This window comes from Syntrophobacter fumaroxidans MPOB (assembly GCF_000014965.1).
In the GTDB taxonomy this organism is placed as follows: Bacteria; Desulfobacterota; Syntrophobacteria; order Syntrophobacterales; family Syntrophobacteraceae; genus Syntrophobacter; species Syntrophobacter fumaroxidans.
This window is the reverse complement of sequence record NC_008554.1, coordinates 1,593,588-1,616,078: the sequence shown is the minus strand read 5'-3', so window position 1 is coordinate 1,616,078 and position 22,491 is coordinate 1,593,588. Positions and strand designations below refer to the sequence as shown.

Here is a 22,491-nt window from a genome sequence, read left to right as displayed (position 1 = left end):
ATGATTCACACAAGGTTGCGTTCAAGATGGGTGCGTTGGGCGGGAGGGCATAAAGCCCTCCCCATGCAAACTCAAAAGCTGACAAAGAACAGAGTTGCCGCGTCCGACCGGCACATCGGCCCGCGGGGGCGGGTTTATCCCAGCCCGCGTGACCCCCGGCCGGGCAGGCGTTGTGAAATCTTGAACGCAACCTGGTGTCAATCCCAAAACGACAATCGGCTGCGAAGATTGTACCCCATGTGCAGGGACTGGTGTCAACATTGATATAACGCGGAATGCTGTTTTTCGGACGGGTCCGGCCGACCGGCGACGGCATCCGGTTAAAGCGGGGATGCGGCCGTCGCTGTGCGGCCGGACCGTATTGTCGGGGTCAGGGTTTGATGACGACCATCTTGATGTTCGTCATCTCTTCGATGGCGAACCGAACTCCCTCGCGGCCCAGGCCGCTTTTTTTGTTCCCCCCGTAAGGCATGTGATCCACCCGGAAAATCGAGGTGTCATTGATCATGATGCCGCCGGCGTTGATCTGGTCGACGGCGTAGAGCGCCTTTCGGATGTCCTTCGTGTAGATGCCGGCCTGCAGGCCGTAGGCGGATTCGTCAACCATTCGCACGGCATCTTCAAACCGGTCGTACGGACAGAGTGAAACGAGCGGCGCGAAAACCTCCCCGCACGAGACCTTCATATCGGGCCTGATGTCGGTGAGCACGGTAGGGTAGAGCACGGCACCGTCCCGCCTGCCGCCGATCAGAACCCTGGCGCCTCCGGCTGCCGCTTCGGAGATCCAGGATTCGGCCCTGATCGCCTCGGCCTCGCCGATCATGGGACCGATGTCGCAATCCCGATCCAGCGGATTGCCGACTTTGAGCCTGGCGGTCGCATCCAGGAAACGTTTCGTGAATTCTTCTGTGATGTCCCGGTGAAGGTAGAGCCGTTGCAGCGAGATGCAGACCTGGCCGGAGTTGGCAAAAGCGCTCATGACGCAGCGCGCAACCGCCTCATCCAGATTCGCGTCGGGTTCGATGATGGTCCCCGAGTTGTTTCCCAGCTCCAGGGTGACTTTCTTGAGGCCCGCCTTGCGGATGATGGCTTCGCCCACCGGCGGGCTGCCGGTGAACGAGACCTTGGCCACTCGCGGGTCGCTTACGAGCCGGTCTCCCACCGTGCCTCCGGGTCCGGCGACGATGTTCAGGACGCCGGGCGGCAGCCCGGCCTCCTGGATGATTTCACCCAGGCGGAGGGCCGTCAGCGGAGTGGTCGACGCGGGCTTCAAGACGACGGCATTCCCCGCGGCCAGAGCAGGCCCCACCTTATGGGCCACCAGGTTCAGCGGAAAATTGAAGGGCGTGATTGCAGCGACGACCCCCACCGGGCTTCGCAGGTAAAACCCCATGCGTCCCTCCCCGGTGGCGCTCGCGTCCATCGGCACGGTCTCGCCGTGTATCCGTTTGGCCTCTTCCGCTGAAAACCGAATGGTCTCGATGCTCCGGGAAACCTCGCCGATCGAATATTTCCAGGGTTTGCCCACCTCCCGGCAGATCAGGGCGGCGATCTCCTCGCTGTTGCTTTCGAGCAGGGAAGCCGCTTTCTCCAGGATGCGCGAACGCTCGTGTGCCGGGGTCCTCGAATAGACCGGGAACGCTTCGCAGGCCGCGGCCACGGCCCTGTCCACAGTCTCTGCGGAAGCCACGGGCACCGCGGCGATCGTTTCACCCGTGTACTTGTCGATGACCGGCATGGATTCGGCGTCGGTGACCCATCGTCCGGCCACCAAAAGGCGACGGGGTGTTTCCGGTGTGTGCATGAGACGGTCCCCCCTCCAATTTCGCGTTGGCTTAAGTTAGTGATCCGTGATGGTGACCGTGGCTTTCGACCGCGCCCCCCGGTTGTAGTACCGATTCGCGGAAAGGTTCACTATAACGGTCTCGTTGGAATCGGCGATACCGTCTGAGACGGGAATCACCGTCAAAGTCGCGGACTTGACTCCAGCCGCGAGCCTGACCGAGCCGCTGAGCGTTGTGTAATCGTCCCCGGGTGTGGCGGTGCCGCCGACCGTGTATCTCACGGTCACGGCCCGGTTGGAAGGGCCGGTCCTGGTGATTTTGAACCGTCCCGCGGCCCTCGGTTGTTCGTGAGCCACGGGGACGACAGCCCTGATGGTGAACGTTGGAACTGGAATACCATCCCAACCGGCGAGCCTGGCCATCATCCACCAGAATGCCCGTCCTTTCAGCACGCAGTTCAAGGTCTGAGAATGGGCGCAGTCGCCGCAGTCGGCGGCGATTCGCGCGAGCTCCGAGTCCGGGTGGTGTGCGATCCAGGCTTGTGCCCAGTTGCGGTCCGGGATCTCGTCGCCGTTGCTGTCGTAGTCGCAGTTGTCATTGGCGAACAAAACCATGAAGTTCGTATCCGAGGTGGGATTGAAACTCTCAATATCCGCAAAATCAAACAAAACTTTTTTATTCAACGTGCAAAAATTTCGGATCTGCTGATTTCGCTTGTGGAGATTGCCCGCCGCACCCGATCCGTCCAGGTGGCCCGTCATGTAAATGAACCGCACTCCCGGATAGGCGCTTTCAAGCGCCGCCAAGGCGTTGAGATAAGTGTTAATGCCGCCTGGGGTATTGTCGGAGACGCCTCCGCACCACGACCACATCACCACGTTCCGGTCATTGGCGGGAAGATCGAGCATATCGACGGTCGCATCCCTCCATGCCAGATCCCCGTTGTGCCCGAGGTCTTCACCAGCCCAGTAGTCGTTGAAAAAAACCCCCCGGTGCAGCCCTGAGCCCGTGTAGCTGTAATAGTACGCGGAACCGGGCTCGCCCCGGAAAGCCTCGATCCCGCTCACCAGTTGGCTTCCGTGGGATGTGTGGCCGTAGCCCAGGCGCAGATTCTTCTTTGCCTGGGTGATCCAGTAGGTGGGGACTACGGCGAGGTTCGTGTGATTGTGATTGATGATGACGGACGAAGCACTCGGAGCGGTTTCCGCCCGCGCCGTGTCGCCGGCCCCCTGAAACGAACACAACGGGAGCAGCGAGACGACGATCAGAATGCACAGACTCTGAGCAAGCCGAACGTTCATGGTCATCCCTCCTTGATTGCAGGAAATACGCGAGTGCCTTCATGCACTCCGGCTTTCGAACCGGACGGGCGCGCCGAGCATTCCACAGGCTCGGGCCCCGGGGCATCCGCCGGTACGATCTTCCGACGGCGCTCAAGGTGCGCTTCGCACACCCGACACCGATAAATCGGCATTCCCATCGGATCGGCACAGTGATCCTTACAGGCACACGCCGATCACTTCTCTCCCCGGGACGCGAAGAAGGCTACGAGACTCTTCACCAGTTCGGCCATGAATTCGTAGTCGAGCGTGTCCATTGTATCAGATGTACGATGATAGTTGGGATTTCGAAAAAAGGCGGTGTCCGTGATCATGACCGCCTTGTATCCGAGATCCCAGAAAGACACATGGTCGCTTCGCCTCACCGAGGGCAGTATCCAGCCGTTGAACGGAACGCTCAACCCGATGGCCGGAAGGCGCGGATTGTTGCCGAATGATTGGAGCAACTCCCGAGTGAATTGCCTCGATCCGGAATTCCCTACAATGGCGACAAAATCTCCCTGCTTCGGGTAATCGGCAAGATTGAGCGGAAAAGGGTAGCGTTGGGAGTTGGGCCGGCGCGAACGGAAACCCACCATCTCGAGGCAGATCATGCCGTCGATGCACTCCCCGGTCCTCTTCGCCTTCTCGGCGTACACCCTGCTTCCGCGGCCTCGAGATCGAAATCCGGGGGGCTCCTCCAGGGTAAAGGAAACGAAACTGACCGACAAATCGAGGTCTATTTTGTCCCGGAGTTTTTTCAGTTCTCGGAGCGTCTCAAGCTGAACGGCAATGGAACTGGCGTTGTCGTCGGCCCCCACCGTGCCCCGCAGCGAATCGTAGTGTGCGCCCAGCACGAAGTTCCGGGAGGGATCGGGACGGAAATCGATCCTGGAAGCGACGTTGGTGACGGGGACATCTCGAAACGTATAGAAGTCGACCAAGGGTTCCAAACCCTCGGCACGGTGAACGGATGCGATGTACGCGGCGGCCTTCAGGAGATTGTCGGGCCGGTAGATGCTTCGCTCCCCGATCTCCACGGTGAGTGCCCGGAGATGGGTTCTAAGGTTTTCCGACGTCTTTCCGATGTCCAGCATTTTCAAAACTCCCGACAGCGGTTCCGCCTCTTCATAGATAAATCGAAGCCGGCGAGCGGAAGGTTAAACGAAAGCGACAACTTGCCCGCGGACGCAGAGGAATTTTTCCCGCTCCGCCGTGAGAATAAAAAAACCCCTCCTGGAATGGCTTCCAGGAGGGGACGACGATCAGGGAGGACTTGGAGCGGACGGTCATCGCCATGGGATGCCGGCCGCCCCCTATGCGCATCGTTAGCGCCTGTGTTGCTGCTGCTGTTGTTGTTGTTGTCTTTGCTGTTGCAACTGCTGCTGACGCTGCTGCTGCTGCGCCCTTTGCTGCTGCTGCTGTTGCTGGCGTTGCTGCATCTGCTGTTGTCTCTGCTGTTGCTGCTGTTGCTGGCGTTGCTGCATCTGCTGTTGTCTCTGCTGTTGCTGCTGTTGCTGGCGTTGCCTTTGCTGCTGCATCTGCTGCTGTCTCTGCTGTTGCTGTTGCTGGCGCTGCTGTTGCTGACGCTGCATCTGCTGCTGACGCTGTTGCTGTTTTTGCTGTTGCAATTGCTGCTGGCGTTGTTGCTGCTGTTGACGTTGCTGCTGGCGTTGTTGTTGCAACTGTTGCTGACGTTGCTGCTGTTGTTGACGTTGTTGCTGCATCTGCTGCTGTCTCTGCTGTTGCTGTTGCTGTCTTTGCTGCTGCAACTGTTGCTGGCGTTGTTGCTGTTGCTGTCTTTGCTGCTGCATTTTCTGCTGGCGCTGCTGCTGCTGTTGCTGTTTTTGCTGTTGCAACTGTTGCTGGCGTTGCTGCTGCTGTTGCCGTTGCTGCTGCATCTGCTGTTGGCGCTGCTGCTGCTGTTGGAGGCGCTGTTGCTGTTGCTGCTCCCTGCGCTGTTTCTGCTGCTCCATCTGCTGCTGGCGCTGCTGCTGGCGTTGCTGTTGCTGCTGGAGGCGCTGTTGCTGTTGCTGCTCTCCGCGCTGTCTTTGCTGCTGCATCTGCTGCTGGCGTTCTTGCTGTCTTTGCTGCTGCAACTGCTGCCTGTCCCCTCTCTGCTGAGGAGTCGCCGGTCCGCCGATTCTGTCACCCCGGTCACGAGGCGACCGGATGCCTTGCCTGCCTTCCCGCGTGCCGGTCCTGTCGGTGGGCTGTCTGCCCGGCATGGAAATCTGACGCGGGGATTTCACGTTCCCCTTGAGATTCCTTTGCTGCCCGGGGGTGCCGGTTCGAGGTTTGTTCCTCTCGTTTGCGGAGACGAGCCTGTTCGTGGCCTTCGGCTGTTGGATCCTTCCCGCCTTGCCGGCCTGAGCGGTCCTGATCCTGTTTGTCCTGTTTTCCAAGGTTCTTGCGTTGAGACGCTGGGACTGCTTGGCAATCTGCCTGTTGTTGTTGATTCTTCTCACGATGTCGTTGTGAGGCTTGTTGTGGACAAGCGCCTTGTTGTTGAAATTGTACTTCTGCTTGTTGTTGGCGTAATTGTTGAGGATCTTGTTGTTGACCACCGCCGAGCCATGGTAGTTGTTGATGATGGTGTTGTGGGTGATGTTCGTGACGCGGACGTTGCGGTAGTTGTTCACGCCGTAGAAATTGTTATGGTTCACGATGACGGCACGATTCCACCAGCGATATCCTCCGATATTGATATTGATTCCCGCAAAGCCTACGCCGCCGACCACGCTGACGCCCGGTCCCCACCATCTGTGGGTGTAGTAAGGTTCAAACGGCGCGAGGGGGAACCATCCGATGTCCACGCCAGTGCCTATCCATGCGACCCTGCCCGGATACCAGCAGGTACAGGTATCCCAGACCGGTCCGACCGCGACTCGACGAACCACGCGCACCGGTGGTGTCCAATACCAGCATCCGCACGCATCGGGGCGGACCCAGTTGCCGTAGTGGTGCGTCGTGTAGCCGAAGTCTTCCTCGGGAACCCAGGTCTGGTCTTCGTTCCATTCAGTCCATCGGCCTTCGGTGAACGGTTCCCAGTCTTCCTGGACCTTGGTCGGACGCCACATGGTTCTCTGCTGGCCTTCGTACTCGACGGTGTCCCATCTGCCGTTTTCATCCAGGTCATAAGCGTCGTCCTGGAGTTCCGGCGGCATGTAGCGGACGGAGTCCCCCTTCACGTTCACGCGCTTGGTCCACAAGTCATCGCGGGCCGCATTCCAGTCATCCCAGTCGGAATCCACCGTGCCGGCGCCCTCTTCGACGTCCTTTCCATCGCACAGAATGGAAGATGACCCGGCTGAAACCTGGTACTTCGCCGTCTCGTTCTGCATGACGAAGTCTACGGTCCCGGTGATGCAGATGACTTCCATGGATTCGTCCCCGACGTATATGTCAAAAATGGTCCCCGGAGGTGCCATGACGTATCCGAAAGGAGTGGTGGCCTTAATCACGGCGTCCGAGCTCTTGTTGTAGGCTCGAGTGACCCCTGAAGCCACGTCGCATTCGGTGACGTCCGGGCGAAGGGCGATGAGCTGAACCTGCGTGGTCGCCCCCACTCTGAGCCAGGTCTGGTTGGGCATGATGAACTCACCCTTGCCATCCTCGCTGGAATAAAGAGCGTCGTCCAGGCCGAACGGAGCGTCCTTGACCGTTGCGACCCAGTCCTGGTCGTCAGGGACATAGCGCAGGAGTTCACCCTCCACATGCGATATCCGCCCCACCATCACGGGCTCTTCGCCGGCCTTCGATCCCGGCGGGGACTGGGACATGGCGACGCCCACCCCCCACAGTGCGAGGACGAGTGTCAGTAGAGAAATGGTGCCGTATCTTCTCATTGTGCAGCTCCTTTTTGTGGATGGCATTCTGAATCACCTCGGGATGACCTCATTGCGCTCGCACGCCAATGCAATGCTTATCTCCGTACAACCCGGAGGACACTGCTCGGCCTGGAAAACAGCAATCGCCCCCCCTTTTTCCCGCCGTGCTTCTTTAAATAATTCGATATGTAAAGAGATCAAGAATACTCTCTGCTGATTATTGTAAACTCGTCCCCATGTCAACCACAATGACGAATGAGTGTGAGCGAAAAGTCTACAACATAAAAATAGTATTTTCGGGGCGCCCCGGAGTGCTCCCGGGCGAGGGGCCGACGGCGCTTTGAAGATGAGTTCGGTGGACCTTGAAAAACCGGGCTATTGGCAGTATAAGTTTGGCGGTTTTGTCGAAAAGGTTCGGATTCATGCCCCTGCAGGGAAAAAAACAGGGATGTGCGTGTGTTGACGTGGAATCCTGTCCGCCCGGATGGAAAGCACGCTTGATTTTTGCTGCTTCATGACAGAAACTGCCTCATGGCTTTGTTGGGGCTCTTTCCGCCGTGGAATGGATACTCGGGTTGCTTTACTGCGAGAGGATATGCATGCATAGAAATCGTTTCGGTTGGTGTTCGATGGTTGTTGCGTTGCTCCTGCTGTTGTCGGTCCCCTGGGCCGGGGGTGCGGCGGAACAGGCAGCCGGAAGGAAAATCAAGGTGCAGCCCATGCCCGGGAAAAAGGCGACCCCTGCCGCGTCGGCGCCGGCTGCAAAGGGTGTCGAGCCGCCGTCTGCAAAGGCGGGGGGCGCGGAACTGTCGCCCGGGCAGGTCAATGCCAAGTCGGCGATCTTAATGGAAGTATCCACTGGGGCGATTCTGTTCGAGCAGAATGCGGATGAAGTCATCGAACCGGCGTCGTTCACCAAGATCGCGTCGCTTTATCTTGTCTTTGAAGCGCTGCGGCAGGGGCGAATTCATCTCAATGACGAGATATGGATCAGTGAAGCGGCGTGGCGCACGGGCGGATCGAAAATGTTCGTGGGTGTCGGGACCAAGGTTCCCCTGGAGGAGTTGCTCAAGGGAATCGCCGTGGTTTCGGGGAATGACGCGTGCGTTGCGGCGGCGGAACATGTGAGCGGCAGTGCCGAGACCTTTGTGGAGGCGATGAACCGGAAGACTCGGGAGTTGGGGATGACGCACAGCCGGTTCCTCAATCCCCACGGCCTGCCCGTTGAAGGGCAGACCACCACTGCCAGAGACATGGCGATCCTGGATTCCGCGTACCTGAGGCAGTTCCCCGAGTCGCTCCAGTACCACTCGATGCGCGAATACACTTACAATAACATCGTTCAATACAATCGGAACCATCTGCTTCTCAAGGATCCGAGCGTCGACGGTCTCAAGACGGGATACGTGGCGGCGGCCGGATACCATTTGGCCGCCACGGCCAAACGTGACGGGATGAGGCTTCTTGCGGTGGTGATGGGGGCGGGCACCCCCGCCGTTCGGGAACGGGAGGCTCTCAAGCTGCTCAATTACGGTTTCCGGTACTACACGCTGGTGCAGCCTTTTCCCCAGGGGCAGCCCGTCACCACGGTGAAGGTCTGGAAGGGTCAGAGGGATCAGTTGGGTCTTTACCCACAGGAGGCGGCGGGTTTCCTCGTCAGTCAGGCGCAGAAGGCCCAGTTGAGATGGGAAATTCAAGCCCCCGCGGAGATAACCGCACCTGTGCAGGCCGGTCAGAAGGTGGGGGAAGTCGTTTTCTACATTGGCGATCAGCCCAAGCGGACCGTCTCGCTATTCAGCCAGGAAGACCTGCCCCTGGGCGGCTGGTTCAAGAGGGTCTGGCAATCGTTGCTGATGATCCACCTGATCGATTGGAAGCTGCTGACGGCCATCTTGGGTTCCATTGCCGCGGTGGTGATTTTGGTGATATTCTTGTTGGGTCGCAAGTCATCGCCCCAGCGGTCGAGGTCGACTTACGGCAGAAAGTGACGAAAAGGCCCGGGACAGCTTGCAGGGTCTGCCCCGGGCCTTTGAGCAGGCATCGAGCGGACATCGCCTGCCGGGGCGCAGAGACTATCCCGAACAAGCGATGACTCTCTCAGGGGGATGGGTCTTGCGATTTCTTTTTGGAATCACCGATTCCACAAGAAGGCGCCATTCAGGTAGGCACCCCGAGCTTGGGCAATATCCACCGGTTCAAAACGAACCATCCGATCACTCCCGCAACCAGCAAAATCGCTTCCCACGACATTGGTTTCTCCTGTTGATGACTTGATGCGTCGAATGCCAAAGGGGCCGGGGACCCGAAGAACCCACCGAAGCGCTCGTGCGGCGACCGCCCGCATCCGGTCAGGCTCAACCGAAACGGCTGCCGGGCTTCGGGGCACACTGCGCCCCACGGTCGGATGCCGAGGCGTGTGACGTGGAAAACCAGGAAAGCTGCTTCTCCACATCCGTTCCCCCGCATCCCGGGCAGCACAACGACACTTCGTCCGCGCGGCCGAACACCAGGGATTCGAACCCGGTCCCACACTTACGACAACGATACTCGTAGATCGGCATGGTCGAGACCTCATTGAGTGGACGTCGCTGCAACGGAATACTCCGTTCAAATAGCCATGATCCGCCGAAAAAGAAAGGGGAGAAAAGATTTTCCCGCCCCTTCGAGGCACATACCCGTCTCCGTTGCGATGGCGGCCGGCTTTTCCCGGGACAACCCCGGTTTCCGTGCGGTACGTTCGAGTTGGCTTTTGTCGGATCGAATCAATACAATTAATAAGACGGAAGAGAACGGGAGTCTACGTCCACGATGGCGATTTGTGCGGCGCCGCCTTTGCGGAAGTTGACAACTCGGCGGATTGACTCTAAGGTAACCGCGTTCTTTTTTTGCGAAATCAGACCGTACAGGAGCATGGATCATGAAGTGTGACGAGAAATCGTGCGCGAGCTGTGTCGGCGCAGGCAAGAAATCCAAGGAAGAAGCGATTCGGTGCAAGCTCATGCGAATCAGGCACAAACTCCTCGTGATGAGCGGGAAGGGCGGGGTCGGGAAGAGCAGTGTGGCGACCTACCTTGCATTGGGTCTGGCTCGGAAGGGTTTCCGGGTGGGCCTGATGGACATCGATCTACACGGTCCGAGCATCCCCAGAATGCTCGGTTTGCAGGGGCTCCTCAATATCACCTCCGAACAGGAGATCCTCCCTCACCAGTACATGCCGAACCTCAAGGTGGTCTCCATCGAGTCCATGATCGAAGACACGGATGCGGCGATGATCTGGCGCGGTCCGTTGAAACACAATGTGATCCAGCAGTTTCTCAGGGACTGCAAGTGGGACGATCTCGATTTCCTGGTGATCGACAGTCCGCCCGGGACGGGGGATGAGCCTTTGACCATCTCCAGGCTGATCCCCGAGGCAAAGGCCATTATTGTGACCACGCCCCAGGAAGTCGCGCTTTCCGATGTGCGCAAATCGATCAATTTCTGCCGTAAGGTCAACCTGGACATGCTCGGCCTGGTTGAAAACATGTCGGGCCTTTTCTGCCCTCACTGCAACGAGTTCATCCCGATCTTCCGAACCGGCGGAGGCAAGCGCACGTCCAAACTGATGAACATTCCCTTCCTCGGAGAGCTTCCTTTCGATCCTCGAGTGGTGGAGGGCGGCGACAAGGGCCGTCCGGTTCTCGAAGAGGACGGCGATTCTCCCTTCAAGAAGGCGGTGCTGGCGTTTGCGGATGCGGTCACCGCCCGTCTGAATGTCAAGGACGAACCGACAAGAGTCGAATCTGTTCACTAGGAAGGATCGATCTCCGCCATGTTCAGCATCTCCCTGCAACAAAGGTCCCTCACCGATGCGCAACGTGAAACCCTCCACCAGATGTGGCTCCGTTGCATGCGCAGGATCATTCTCAGCACGACGCTCGCCGGGAGCGGGCACCCGGGCGGCTCCATGTCGTCTCTGCATTTGGTGCTCATGCTTTACTGCACGCTCGAACACCGCCCGGACGATCCCTGCTGGCCCGAACGGGATCGGGTGGTCGTCAGCATGGGGCATATCAGCCCGTGCGTCTACAGTGTGCTGGCCGAATTCGGGTACACTCCCGAGGACAACTTCATCCTCGAATTCCGGCAGGCGGGATCATCCTATGCGGGCCATGTCGAATGCTGCGTGCCCGGGGTCGAATGGAATACGGGGAATCTCGGCCAGGGGTTGTCCGTCGGCGCGGGAATGGCCCTCGGGCTCAAACTGAGAGGCAGCCGAGCCTCCACGTTCGTGCTCATGGGCGACGGGGAGCAGCAGAAGGGGCAGATTGCCGAGGCACGGCGGTTTGCCGTCAAGTACGAGCTCAATGACCTGTGCTGCGTCATCGACCGGAACCACCTCCAGATCGGCGGAGACACGGACTCGGTCATGCCCCAGGAAATCGAAGCGGAATACGCCGCCTCCCAGTGGAATACGATTCGTGTCGGGGACGGCCATAATTTCGACGAGATCTTTCAGGCTCTCAGGCAAGTTCGCTCCAGCGAGGTGGATGATCCCCGGTACCCTTCCGTTATCATAGCCGAAACGGTGATGGGGAAGGGGGTTTCCTTCATGGAAAACAAGGCCAAGTACCACGGATCGACGCTCAAAGACGATGAAGCGGCCGCAGCCCTGAAAGAACTGGGCCTCGATAATCCGCTTCCGGCGCTCCGGGGAAGGCGTAAAACCCTGCGCGTCTTCCACGCCCCGTTTTGCCCGGCGCTCGATCACTCCAAAATCGAACCCGGTCAGCCCAAGACGTACGCAATGGATGTGACGACCGACTGCCGTTCGGCCTATGGGGCGGCCCTCGAGGATCTGGCGCGACTCAACAATGCGGGCGAACACCCGAGAATTCTGGGGTTCAGTTGCGACCTGGAAGGATCGGTAAAGATGGACGCTTTTCACCGGCAAAATCCCGGATGTTTCTTTGAAGGAGGGATCCAGGAACACAACACCGCCACGCTGGCGGGAGCGGCCAGCAAGGAAGGCTTCGTGGTTTTTTTCAGCACTTTCGGCGTGTTCGGCGTATCCGAAGTTTACAATCAGCAGCGGCTCAACGACATCAACCACACCCATCTCAAGCTGGTTTGCACGCACCTGGGGCTCGATGTGGGAGAGGACGGTCAGACGCATCAGTGTATCGATTACATCGGCCTGGTGCAGAACCTCTACGGGTTTTCAATCTTTATGCCCGCGGATCCCAACCAGACGGACCGGATTGTTCGGCATGTCGCCTCCCATCCGGGGAACCATTTTGTGGGGATGGGAAGGTCCAAGATGGGCATCATTTCGGACGAATCCGGCAAGCCGTTTTTCGGGGGGGATTACCGGTTTGTGCCGGGGAAGGCGGATTGGCTGCGGCGGGGCGGTCACGGCGCGATACTGAGCTGCGGGCCGGTGGTGCACAATGCCCTCCGGGCGCGCGAAGAATTGGCCGCGCGCCACGGCATCGAGATGAGCGTCCTGAACCTGGCATCGATCAAGCCGCTCGATGCCGACGCCGTTTTGGAAGCCGCGGGTACCGGGTTCGTGATCACAGCTGAAGACCATCACATCGACACGGGCCTCGGCGCCAGGGTTTCGACCGTGCTGGCCGAGGCGGGAGCGGCCTGTCGGATGATCCGCCTCGGGGTTCGAAGCTACGGGCTTTCCGGTCATCCCGAAGTTCTTTATCGCCTGGAAGGACTGGACGCGGAAGGTATTGTCAAAACCGTGCTGCAAGCTCGCTCAGACGGCCGGATAAGAGGTTGACCGCGGAATCGAAGAATTCATCCGAAAAAAGAGCGAGCAAGTCCGGTTCGGCACGCCCTGTGCGCTCGAGAATGGCGGGAAGCACCGGGAGAGGAGGGACGATCAAGGCTCCCGCATAAGTTGTGGCCCGGTGCCTCGTCAGCAGTGATTTGTTTCGGCCCGCGGCCACATGCGCGAATACCCTCAGAAGCGAGGCTTGCCAGAAAAAGCAGCACCTGATCCTGCCCGCGCCGGGGATCCGAGGCGCCGCGCCCCACCATTTCAGGAACTCATGGAGGAAGCCGCTGATCCGCGCGACCGCGGAGCGGCGGGTCGCCTTCCGAAGGAATGCGGCATAGCCGTCCGGCGGTGCCGAGAGGGAGAGCCGCGCCGCCTCCATCTCACTTTCCACCCAATGATGACAATCCCCCGCGGAGAGCTTTGGGGGACAGAAACCGCGTTCCGGATGCGCCAGTCGATTGATGACCGGGTGATAGAGCTCATCCGCAAGAAAGTGAGAGGCCATTCCGAGCACCCACGCCAGGCCTTCGTCCCGCAGAGACGTCTGCCTGCCGTCCAGCCGGGCGGCAAATGCTCCAATCGATGCTCGTGCTGCAAATCGATGGAGGGCGCGGCCCGTATCGGAGAAGAAGAAAAAAGGCAAATCGTAGAACAGGGTGTCAGGAGAAATCGAGCCCAATCGGAATGCGAACCGATGGGCGTCGAGCGATAAGGGCAGGGTTTTCGAAGCGCGCATCGCGTCGAAGCAACGGTCCGCTATCATCAGATGGTATCGTTCTTTGGGCACGGGGTCGTCTTTCCGGCGACTTGGGCTCCGAGCAGACTGTGGGTCTGTTCCGGTGGTGAGAACCGGCGTGATCGGGTCTGTATGAAAACCCGGCCGTCACCCCGGAAGGGATTGAAAGTCCGGCGGCTTTTCGCGGATTTGCGCCTGCCCGGAAATGACACGGATGATTTTCATGTTTCGTTATGAGCTTCCGACTCATGACGGTTTGCGGGGGGCTCCGCGGCTCACGCGTCCGGGGCATACCGCTTCAGGAACTCCTTGATGGCGTCCGGGATCAGTCTACGGACATAGGCTCCGCGATCTCCTCCAATCGTTTTTTCGTATTCTTCGAAGCCTGGATGACTCCGCGCCAGCGTCGGCGTGTCATATATCTCCCCCGGGGAAGTGTCCCGGAAGAAACTCACCAGATCAACCATCGGAACGTGCAGGCCGGGGTGGTCTTCGAGCCATCCGAGCCTTTTCATCGCTTCAAAACGGAGCTGATCCAGCAGGAAGAAGGTCAGATCCATCACCGACATTTTCATTGTGTTGTCGAGGAAATGGAATCGCAGTCCCTGTCCCAGCCCCATCACCCCCATGACGAAATCGTGGAGGCACAGGGAGGCTTCCTCGTCGCCCCGGATCAACACCCCCAGGGTCGGGTCGCTCAAGTCGGCGATGGTGGTTTTTTCGTCAAAAGATTCGGCAAATCTCCGGCTCCAGTTGGCGTATCCCTTGCCGGCACAAAGGCGGCGCCTGTGATCCTGCAAATCCAATATCTCTGCCACCGCGCACCCTCACTTGACCGTGTTGCGGTTCCATGGCCCCGCACATACCATTCCGCGCCGGGTCCCGATTCCCACGTGACGTTCCGCGGACCTGGCGACGACAAGCTTTTCGCCCGGGAAGCCGAATTGGCCGTCCATCGGCAAATCGCGTGTGGCGCGGTGCCCGGAGCGGTCCGTTAGAAAATGTCCGCCGAAAAAATGTAGATCTCGGTATCGGGATCCTTCCATGCATCCGACGGGATTCCCGCCTTTCGGCAGGTCCATTCCAGGAACTCCCGGGTGTCCCAATGATTGTCCGTTGCAACCTGGGGCAGCAGCAGGCCCGTCTGGTAATTCTTTCGGATGTAGATGCCGTGTTTCCCGATTTCTATGCGTTCCGTGTCGGAGATCCGCTCGAGGCGAGTGAGAACGGATATTTCGATGTCGACCCTGTCGAGCTCGTCCGATTGGAGAGCGCAGAAGCGCGGATCGCCGAAAGCCGCTTCGACGGCCATGTTCCGTACCGTCTTGTACAGGGGTTCGATCGGTTCGATCATGCCGATGCAGCCCCTGAGCTCCTTGCCTTTGTGCAGGCATACGAAAGCGCCGCGCCGTTCTTTGAGCCCCGGCGATTCCGGGGAAGGTTCGGGCAGGGGCTCGCCGAAACAGCGGCTGCGAATGGCCTGGAAAGCAATCTGCCTGAGCGTTTGCTTTTCTTCCGCGGACAGTCCCAGATCAACCCCCACTTTGCCCCTGTGCATACTGCGGTCCTCGCCCTTCGGATTACTCCCTGTAGAAAGCCGCCGCCATATAGCCGACCACACCACTGCGTTCTCCCGTGACATCGCCGGAGTTGGCGTAATGCAAAACCCTCGACACATTCGCTCCCAGCTTCCCGGCTGCAAGCATGACTGCGACCATCGGACCGGCGCCGCACGCCTCGCAGGCCCCGTCGTTCAGGTCCCGGAAAAGACCCTGGCAGTCGAATGCCGCGACTCTCGCGGTCACTATCCCGTCCAGTTGTTTTGCCTCACGGTACGAGTGATAATGGGACAAATCGCTGCTGGCGATCAGCAACACGTTCTTGTTCCTGCACAGCTTCTCGATGAGCTCCGCCAGCTCTGTGCAATGCTCGTAAGTCTGGTTGCCCATGATGATCGGCACCAGTTTGAACTCGCCGAGCACAACCTGCAGGAACGGCAGCTGAATTTCGAGTGAATGCTCCTGGTCTTCCGCCTGGGGATAATATCCTCTGAGCTGCGGGTGTTCCAGGAACGCCTGGACGAGGTCGACATCGAGCGGGACCACCCCCAGGGGAGTCCGGAAGCCTCCCAGGTGGTAAATGGTTGACGATGGAAAACGGGTTCGATGACTTGGGGCCACAATCAGCACGCGCTCGAAGCGGCTGCCCTCCAATTGCCGGTACGCGTGAGCGGCAACCTCGCCCGAATACATGTATCCCGCGTGCGGGGCCACGAGGCCGATCAGGTTCTCCCTGCCGGGGTGCGGCCGGGCCCGCTTGAGATAGCCCGCGATCTCGTTTCTCAAGGCACCGGGGTTGTCGGGATACCAGCTCCCGGCTATGACCGATTCTCTTATTCTCTCGGCGCACATATGTCCCTCACCGCAATTGAAAATCAGCTTCCCGCGGAGCCGATCTCCCGAGGAATCGTCATTGCACTGCCGTTCATTCGTATCCACCCGGAAAGCCTGTCGCAAAAGGGAATGGGCAATTCCGACGCGCCTTGCCGCGCCATGCCTTCGATTTCCGGGAGGAAACCGAAGCCCATGATTCTATTTAAACATCGGCTAAAATGAGTGTCAACGGCGATCTCGGATGGTCTCGACATGAATGGTTGACGGGCGCGCTTGATCCGGTTCGAAAAATCTTATACCTTTCCCCATTCCGATCGTTATGATCGAATGCGCCCCGATTCGGCAGGCTGCGGCAATGCAAATGCAGAGCGGAGTAAACAACCCGATGAGAGTCAACCTCGAAAACATCGCGATCGTTCTCAATGAGCCTCACTACCCGGAGAACATCGGAGCGGCGGCACGGTCCGCAAAGAATATGGGTATTCGGCGGCTTCTCGTGGTCAATCCGCTGGATTTCGATCTCGACCGTGTTCTGAAGATGGCGACTCACGCCGCGCGAGACGTGGTGGAAGCCATGGAGATATACGACGACCTGCGCAACGCCCTGGCGCCTTTCCGGCACGTCGTGGGCACCACGGCGCGCCTGGGTTCGCGCCGGCAAAGGGTCAGGAATCCACGACAGATGGCCGATGAGCTGGTCTCCATCAGCCGGGAGAACGAAGCGGCCATCCTGTTCGGAACGGAGAGCAGCGGGCTCACCAATGAGCAACTGAGGTTTTGCGATTTCCTGGTCACCATTCCCACGGCGGATTTTGCCTCCATAAACCTCGCCCAGGCAGTGATGATCGTGGCTTACGAACTCTACACGGCAAACCGGGAGGAGCCGCAGCGCTTCGTGCCTCGGCTCGCCGCGCGCAGAGAGCTCGAAGGCATGTACGACCAGCTCCGCGATACGCTGGCCAGGATCAATTTCATCAATCAGGATAATCCCGACTATTGGATGCTGAGTGTCCGGCGATTCTTCAGTCGAATAGGGCTCCGTGCCGGAGAAGTGAAAATCGTGAGAGGCATTTGCAGGCAGATCGACTGGTACTGTGACCGGAAGGATGAAGACGGTCCCGCTTCCGTACCGAATGGGAAGCATTCGCCCAACCGGTGACCGATCAGGTTCGCTCCTCGAGGACGATCTTGTGTTCGACCAGGGACATGCTTCTGATCCTGGCTTTCACGACCTTCTGTTCCCCGAAAATGCTCTGGACCCTGATCTGGCTTCCCTCGTCCTCCAACACGTCCACCGATTCCATGAACAACAGTTCTTTCCCGTCTTTGAGCAGGTACGCATTGGCTTCACACATCGCCTGTTCCACCTCCCTTGAGTCGTGGGGACTAACAATTTGTCTATAATGTTACACTAAAACCTTCCGCACCGCAATGCCCGAGAAATCGCGACATGCCCGAGAAATCGCGCGTGAAATCGTCGCATGTATCCGGACCGTCGGCCGAAAAGGATTACGCCCGCCGTCAGGGTACTCTCGACACCGCCTTTGTGCTCACGAGCGGGACGATGTCCCGGGAGAGCGACTCGGGAAGCGCGTCGAGGAATTCCCCGAAACGGCACCCGAGCCTCTTGTCAAGCCCACCGCAAAATTTCCTGGCGTTCAAAAGCTCCGCGAACCAATCGGGATCGGTCAGCCCCCGGCGAACCATACCGAAGTACAACGTTTGCAGCTTCCACAACTCGGGGGTCACTCCCAGCACCCGGCACACGTCCAGCAGCCGCACCGCTCTCCCCGCCGCACGGGAAGACGGACGCCTGTCGAGTTGCTCGAAGGCCTCGACGAGGGCGCCGCCCAGATCGATCGATGCGGCTTCCAGTTGCAGCGCCGTCCCCCACGACTTCGCGTCCTGGATGAGCGACTGGAGATGGCTGACATGCGCCCGGAAGCTGAAGTCGGTGGCTTGCCAGTCGTATTCTTCGCGGCTCGCATCGTTTTCGGCCTTGATGATGTCCCGGATGAGATCCTTGACTTCATCGGTGAGCACCCGCCTCACGGCGACCCGCAAATCGGCGGGTATCCTGATGCCCCACTGTCGGAGCGAAGTCAGCAGGGGTTGATGGGCCTGGTACAGGGTGCGCTGCAGTTCGACAAAGGAAGCAAAGGTCTTGCGGCTTACCTGGAGTGCGATGGACGTCCTCAAGTCTCTGGAAACATCGTGCAGACTGTAATAATCCGCTCCGAACCGCTCGTCGAGGATGCGCACCATAAGGACCGTATGATGTCCTTCGACCGCCTGCTGCAAGGCTTTCAGAATCGATTTGAATTCGGAGTCGTCTTCGTACCGCTTCACCGAGCATCGGAAATCCAGGCCTCCGAAATGCAGGACCGCGTAAAGAAAATCCTCCTCTTCCAACGTTCGGCCCGCCTTGATCTTTACATGGCCGAAGCGACAGGGAACGGGGCTGCGGCCCAGGTCTTCCTCCTGCTGCGGCAGGACGTCGCAGCCGAAAAAGCTGAATCGCCGCCGGGACGATCCGGCCAACGACTGGATGGCGTAGTTTGCGGCGATGCGATCCTTCCGGAGGATGCCGGGCTTGACGGTGTTCAAGTAGATGTCCGCCCCGTTCCCGTGCTCGGGCAGGTTGCTGTGGGCCTGTTCGAGCGTGTGCAGAAACGCGGCCTCCGGGGACGCGGCTCCGGTTTCTTCCGCCAGGTGGATGGCGCGCGCGGCATGACGCAGAATCAATAACGATTCCAGGCCGCTGATGTCGTCAAAGAACCATCCGCAGGAGGTGTACATGAACATGGCGTGACGCTGCATCTCCAGGAGCCGCAGAAAGCGGTGGATGGAGCTGAAGTCCGAGCTGAGGCGCATGTGGCGCTCGATGAACGCCTCCAGGAGATGTTCCTGGTCGAGATATGCGTCGATGTATTCATCACGGGCCTTCCACGGATCCGGGCAGAGGGGCTGCATCTGGTGCTCGTAATGCCGTGCCAGCGTGTCGCGCAGCTGATCCAGGGCCTTCCGAAGCGGCCCGCGCCACCGCTGATGCCATCCCGGTCCGCCCCCGATGTGACAACCGCAGTCCCGCTCCCATCTGCCCACCCCATGAGCGCAGCTCCAGGCGGTGTTTTCGACGATCTCCACTTCGGCCGTCACCGGAAATGAGGCGAGGAAGGTCGCATAGTTCACGATTCGGGTAGAGGGGTCCTGGTCCATTTTTTCGAAGGCCGCGGCCAGGGCCATGTCCCCGAACTTGAAATGATGTCCGTAGGATTCTCCGTCGGTGGCGGTATGCACGAGCCATGGCTCACCGGGTTTCCGGTCGCGATCCGCGAACGCGGCATCCATTCTCGAAAGAAGGCTGCTGCTGTGCCCGAGCAGTTGTTCGAAAGCGATTCCACGGGAAATGGCGGCGTCGAAAAAGAACAGATGGATGTGTTTCCCGCGGCCGCACAGGCATCGGTAAGCGCGACCGGTCGGTATCTTTCCGTTTGAGGCATCCGTCCAGTCGGACCCGCTTCCGATGAAGCGCCATCGCGCCGCCTGGGAAGGTGACAGAATAGTGAATTTGATGCCGGCATCCGCCATTATTGCCAAAGTCTCGCGGTCAACCGCCGTTTCCGGCAGCCACATTCCCTCCGGATGGCGGCCGAAGCGCCGGCTGAAGTCGCGAATTCCCCACAATACCTGGGTGAGCTTGTCGCGACGATTGGCCAGGGGCATGATGATATGATTGTATGCCTGGGCGATGGCATTGCCGTGTCCGCCGAACCGTGCCGCACTCTCGCGGTCGGCATCGAGAATGGTCCGGTAGACCCACGGATCGTGGTTTTCGAGCCAGTTGAGCAGTGTCGGTCCGAAGTTGAAGTTGAGGCGGCCGTAATTGTTGTACAGGTTCAGGATGCGGTTCTTTTCGTCCACCACGCGCGCGGCGGCGTTGGCGCGGTAGCATTCCGCGTTGATCCGTTCGTTCCAATCGTGGTGCGGGGCCGCGCTGTCTTCCCGTTCGATCTCCTCCAGCCAGGGGTTTTCGCGGGGCGGCTGATAAAAATGGCCGTGAATGCACACGTGCTTGATCTCGGAGGGGTCTCTCATCATCGGATCTTTTTTTTCAAAAAAAGGCGGTGCAGACATCAGTGCACGCAAGCCGGCCGACGACTCGTCCGGTCCTCAACGCGGGTCCGGGCGTTTGCGTCGCAATCCGGGCGGCGCGCGAACGATCGACTCCGCGGTGAGGAGGCTTGCCTGCGGTTCCGTTGTGTTTTTGCGTTGCCATTATACCCCATTGTGTCTCGATTGACTTGTCAAAGTGGCGGAGCGACCCGTTCGGAATGTGTTGAACTTCTTTCACAATGCAGGTATAGCAACTCTTGTCGCCGGACGGCATGTTCGTTCCCTGTTCCGCCGCGCGCCTTTTCCGATTGTTGTTGTTCACTCACCAAGCCCCGGGGCGAAACGAGGTCCGCATGAGATTCATCGATTTGGGAGCTCAGCAAAAACGCATCAGAAAGGCAATCGAAAACCGTATCCATGCCGTCCTCGATCACGGTCAGTACATCATGGGGCCGGAAATTGCCATGCTTGAAAAGAAGCTGGCCGAATACGTCGGGGTGGCGCACGGCGTCGGCTGTTCCTCGGGTACCGATGCGCTTCTTCTGGCGTTGATGGCTTGCGGCGTCGGTTCCGGGGATGCGGTGATCACTTCGCCTTTTACGTTCACGGCCACCGCCGAGGCCATAATGCTGGCCGGCGCCATCCCCGTTTTCACGGATATCGATTCGCTCACCTTCAACATGGACCCTGCCGCCCTGGAACGGGTGATTCGAGCCGCAACGGAATGGGATGCATCCCTTCATCCCTTGCCGGCCGGAGACTACGCCAAGCCTCCGCGGTTGAAGGCCGTCATGCCCGTAGACCTTTTCGGCATTCCAGCCGACTACGACCGGATCAATGCCCTGGCCGCGGATGGGGGGCTCGTCGTGATCGAGGACGCCGCCCAGTCCTTCGGAGGGGAGTACAAGGCCCGGAAAGCATGCGCGTTGGCCGAAATCGCCTGTACGTCCTTCTTCCCCGCCAAGCCCCTCGGAGCATACGGGGACGGCGGTATGATCTTTACGGGCGACGGCCGGCTGGCTGCACGGATGAGGTCCCTGCTCGTCCACGGACAGGGCAGGGACAAGTACGAGAACCTTGAGATCGGCCTCAACGGGCGTCTCGATACGCTGCAGGCGGCCGTGTTGCTGGCGAAATTCGAGATTTTCCCCGAGGAACGGATTATGAGAGAAAGAGTTGCCGGCCAGTACTCGTTTTTCCTCGACCACGATTCCTCCGGGGTCCGCGTACCCAAAGTTCCCGCGGACTGTTGCTCCGCCTGGGCGCAGTATTCCGTCCTGGCCCGGGACGCGTCGCACCGGGCGCTCCTTCAGGAGAACCTCGGGAAAGCCGGGGTTCCCACGGCCATCTACTATCCCAGACCCCTGCATCTACAGCCCGCCTTCAGCAGCCTCGGTTACCGGGAGGGCGATTTCCCGGTCAGTGAAGCTTGCTCAAGAAGAATTTTCAGCCTGCCGATGCACCCCTATCTCGAACCGGAAGACCAGGAACGGATCGCGCGGGTCATCCTCTCCGCCTGACATCCAGGCGATGGCGCAGCGCGGGGTTGAAGGGAGAATCGGCGGCGCTCAGAGCGGCCGCCGGTAGACCGTTAATGTTTCTCTGCCGCAGCGGAGCCTGCGCACCGCGGCGAATTCTTCCGGTGGAAGATGCGGGCCGTTGACGAGCAGGCTGCCCCTCCAGCCGCCCAGGAGCCGTTCGAGGCGCGCGATGGGCTTGTCGGGATAGATGTACAGGCAGTCGGCCCGGCTGATTCGCAGATCGAGATAATCCGCGCAGATGAATTCCACGCGCGTGCTTATCCCGGCGATTCGAGCGGCCTTGCGGGCGGCCCCGCACAGATCGAGGTCCACTTCGATGCCCACCGCCCTGGTGAAAAGGGCGGCGATGCAGGCGACGATTCCGTCGCCGCTCCCCAGGTCGATGAACAGGCGGTTCCGGCCGAGGTCGAGCGTCCTGAAAAAGGCGTAGACGTGCGGCGCGCGCGAGGTCGCCCAAGCCCCAAGGGCAGTGAGCCGGTAGGGGAGGACCGCGTTTTGCCGCATATCCCGATAGAAGCTCCGATAGTAACGGGAGATCTTCGCGAAATCCCGATTTCTGGCGTGCGTTGCAGCACCCGGTTGCAGAAGCGATCGGTTCGGGCTCATGGTGCTCCGCTTTCACGGATGTGACGGATTGAACCGGAGAGCCTCCGCCCGAGACAAACCGCCCATGGGAGGGTCTTCCGGAAACGCGATACGCCATGGAATCTAATGTGAATCGGCCTGCGGCGCAACCGGTTCATCGACCCATCTTCGTTCGTCTACAGCCGTTACGGTTGCAGCGCGGGTTCCTCTTTCGACGGAACAAAGGCGCCGGGGAGGGGAGAAGACGACGGGGGATCGCGCTCTGATGCCGGGAATGCGTTTGTTTCATCACGAAGGGAAAAAACTTGACTGAATCGATCGATCCTACTAGTTTAGTAATCTTATAGAGATTGAGTTTGGATCCCCATGATATTCGAGCGGGGTGGCACGGGAGGGGCGGGTTGCACCGAAACG

Annotated in this window: 17 protein-coding genes; 5 read left to right on the top strand and 12 right to left on the bottom strand. The window is 59.5% G+C overall.

The genetic code is table 11. From position 1 onward, the window contains the following. Positions 1 to 370: 370 nt before the first annotated feature. The 4 genes from SFUM_RS06815 to SFUM_RS23095 all read right to left on the bottom strand — a co-directional run bounded on the left by SFUM_RS06815 (position 371) and on the right by SFUM_RS23095 (position 6,951). Entirely contained in the window at positions 371 to 1,804 is a 1,434-nt protein-coding gene (locus tag SFUM_RS06815; protein ID WP_011698172.1) for an aldehyde dehydrogenase family protein, read from the bottom strand. A 36-nt stretch (positions 1,805 to 1,840) separates the two neighbouring features. Beyond that, positions 1,841 to 3,085: a Calx-beta domain-containing protein gene (locus tag SFUM_RS21535; protein ID WP_011698171.1), complete on the bottom strand. Its 1,245-nt coding sequence runs from the start codon at positions 3,083 to 3,085 to the stop codon at positions 1,841 to 1,843. A gap of 215 nt (positions 3,086 to 3,300) precedes the next feature. Continuing rightward, a complete protein-coding gene (locus SFUM_RS06805) occupies positions 3,301 to 4,200 on the bottom strand; it encodes a M28 family peptidase (RefSeq protein ID WP_011698170.1) in 900 nt (299 codons plus the stop codon). A 231-nt stretch (positions 4,201 to 4,431) separates the two neighbouring features. Further along, positions 4,432 to 6,951, bottom strand: a complete 2,520-nt coding sequence (locus tag SFUM_RS23095) for a DUF6600 domain-containing protein (RefSeq protein ID WP_049766308.1) — start codon at positions 6,949 to 6,951, stop codon at positions 4,432 to 4,434. A 581-nt stretch (positions 6,952 to 7,532) separates the two neighbouring features. On the opposite strand from SFUM_RS23095, the gene SFUM_RS06795 reads away from it, so the two are divergent. Continuing rightward, a complete protein-coding gene (locus SFUM_RS06795) occupies positions 7,533 to 8,921 on the top strand; it encodes a D-alanyl-D-alanine carboxypeptidase family protein (RefSeq protein WP_083763975.1) in 1,389 nt (462 codons plus the stop codon). 366 nt (positions 8,922 to 9,287) lie between these two features. Here SFUM_RS06795 and SFUM_RS22400 read toward each other — a convergent pair whose 3' ends face one another. Beyond that, entirely contained in the window at positions 9,288 to 9,527 is a 240-nt protein-coding gene (locus SFUM_RS22400) for an FmdB family zinc ribbon protein (protein WP_244148103.1), read from the bottom strand. 323 nt (positions 9,528 to 9,850) lie between these two features. Here SFUM_RS22400 and SFUM_RS06790 point away from each other — a divergent pair, with 323 nt between their 5' ends. Together SFUM_RS06790 and SFUM_RS06785 are read left to right on the top strand one after the other, a co-directional pair. Next, positions 9,851 to 10,726, top strand: coding sequence for an Mrp/NBP35 family ATP-binding protein (locus SFUM_RS06790; RefSeq protein WP_011698166.1), 876 nt, complete (start codon positions 9,851 to 9,853; stop codon positions 10,724 to 10,726). An 18-nt stretch (positions 10,727 to 10,744) separates the two neighbouring features. Then, on the top strand, positions 10,745 to 12,706 hold the full coding sequence (locus tag SFUM_RS06785; RefSeq protein WP_011698165.1) for a transketolase: 1,962 nt from the start codon (positions 10,745 to 10,747) through the stop codon (positions 12,704 to 12,706). Here SFUM_RS06785 and SFUM_RS06780 read toward each other — a convergent pair. The 4 genes from SFUM_RS06780 to amrB all read right to left on the bottom strand — a co-directional run bounded on the left by SFUM_RS06780 (position 12,660) and on the right by amrB (position 15,940). Beyond that, complete coding sequence (locus SFUM_RS06780) at positions 12,660 to 13,493, bottom strand: zinc dependent phospholipase C family protein (RefSeq protein WP_041440079.1); 834 nt, start codon at positions 13,491 to 13,493, stop codon at positions 12,660 to 12,662. The genes SFUM_RS06785 and SFUM_RS06780 overlap by 47 nt on opposite strands. Positions 13,494 to 13,717: 224 nt before the next feature. Beyond that, complete coding sequence (locus tag SFUM_RS06775) at positions 13,718 to 14,260, bottom strand: hypothetical protein (RefSeq protein WP_011698163.1); 543 nt, start codon at positions 14,258 to 14,260, stop codon at positions 13,718 to 13,720. A gap of 176 nt (positions 14,261 to 14,436) precedes the next feature. Further along, the gene (gene amrA / locus SFUM_RS06770; RefSeq protein WP_011698162.1) at positions 14,437 to 15,000 is read right to left on the bottom strand and encodes an AmmeMemoRadiSam system protein A; all 564 of its coding nucleotides are present in this window, start codon (positions 14,998 to 15,000) and stop codon (positions 14,437 to 14,439) included. Between the two features lie 22 nt (positions 15,001 to 15,022). After that, positions 15,023 to 15,940 (bottom strand): AmmeMemoRadiSam system protein B, encoded by a 918-nt coding sequence (gene amrB / locus SFUM_RS06765; protein ID WP_244148102.1) that lies wholly within the window; start codon positions 15,938 to 15,940, stop codon positions 15,023 to 15,025. Positions 15,941 to 16,220: 280 nt separating this feature from the next. Here amrB and SFUM_RS06760 point away from each other — a divergent pair, with 280 nt between their 5' ends. Beyond that, complete coding sequence (locus tag SFUM_RS06760; protein ID WP_011698160.1) at positions 16,221 to 16,994, top strand: RNA methyltransferase; 774 nt, start codon at positions 16,221 to 16,223, stop codon at positions 16,992 to 16,994. A gap of 4 nt (positions 16,995 to 16,998) precedes the next feature. Here the strand turns inward: SFUM_RS06760 and SFUM_RS06755 are convergent, their stop codons facing one another. Beyond that, on the bottom strand, positions 16,999 to 17,190 hold the full coding sequence (locus SFUM_RS06755) for a CooT family nickel-binding protein (protein WP_011698159.1): 192 nt from the start codon (positions 17,188 to 17,190) through the stop codon (positions 16,999 to 17,001). 166 nt (positions 17,191 to 17,356) lie between these two features. Further along, positions 17,357 to 19,936, bottom strand: a complete 2,580-nt coding sequence (locus SFUM_RS06750; RefSeq protein WP_167321322.1) for a DUF3536 domain-containing protein — start codon at positions 19,934 to 19,936, stop codon at positions 17,357 to 17,359. A 368-nt stretch (positions 19,937 to 20,304) separates the two neighbouring features. Between SFUM_RS06750 and SFUM_RS06745 the strand changes: the two genes are divergently transcribed. Continuing rightward, positions 20,305 to 21,471 (top strand): DegT/DnrJ/EryC1/StrS family aminotransferase, encoded by a 1,167-nt coding sequence (locus tag SFUM_RS06745; RefSeq protein ID WP_011698156.1) that lies wholly within the window; start codon positions 20,305 to 20,307, stop codon positions 21,469 to 21,471. Between the two features lie 48 nt (positions 21,472 to 21,519). Here SFUM_RS06745 and SFUM_RS21525 read toward each other — a convergent pair whose 3' ends face one another. Further along, positions 21,520 to 22,098 (bottom strand): SAM-dependent methyltransferase, encoded by a 579-nt coding sequence (locus SFUM_RS21525; protein WP_011698155.1) that lies wholly within the window; start codon positions 22,096 to 22,098, stop codon positions 21,520 to 21,522. Positions 22,099 to 22,491: the final 393 nt, after the last annotated feature.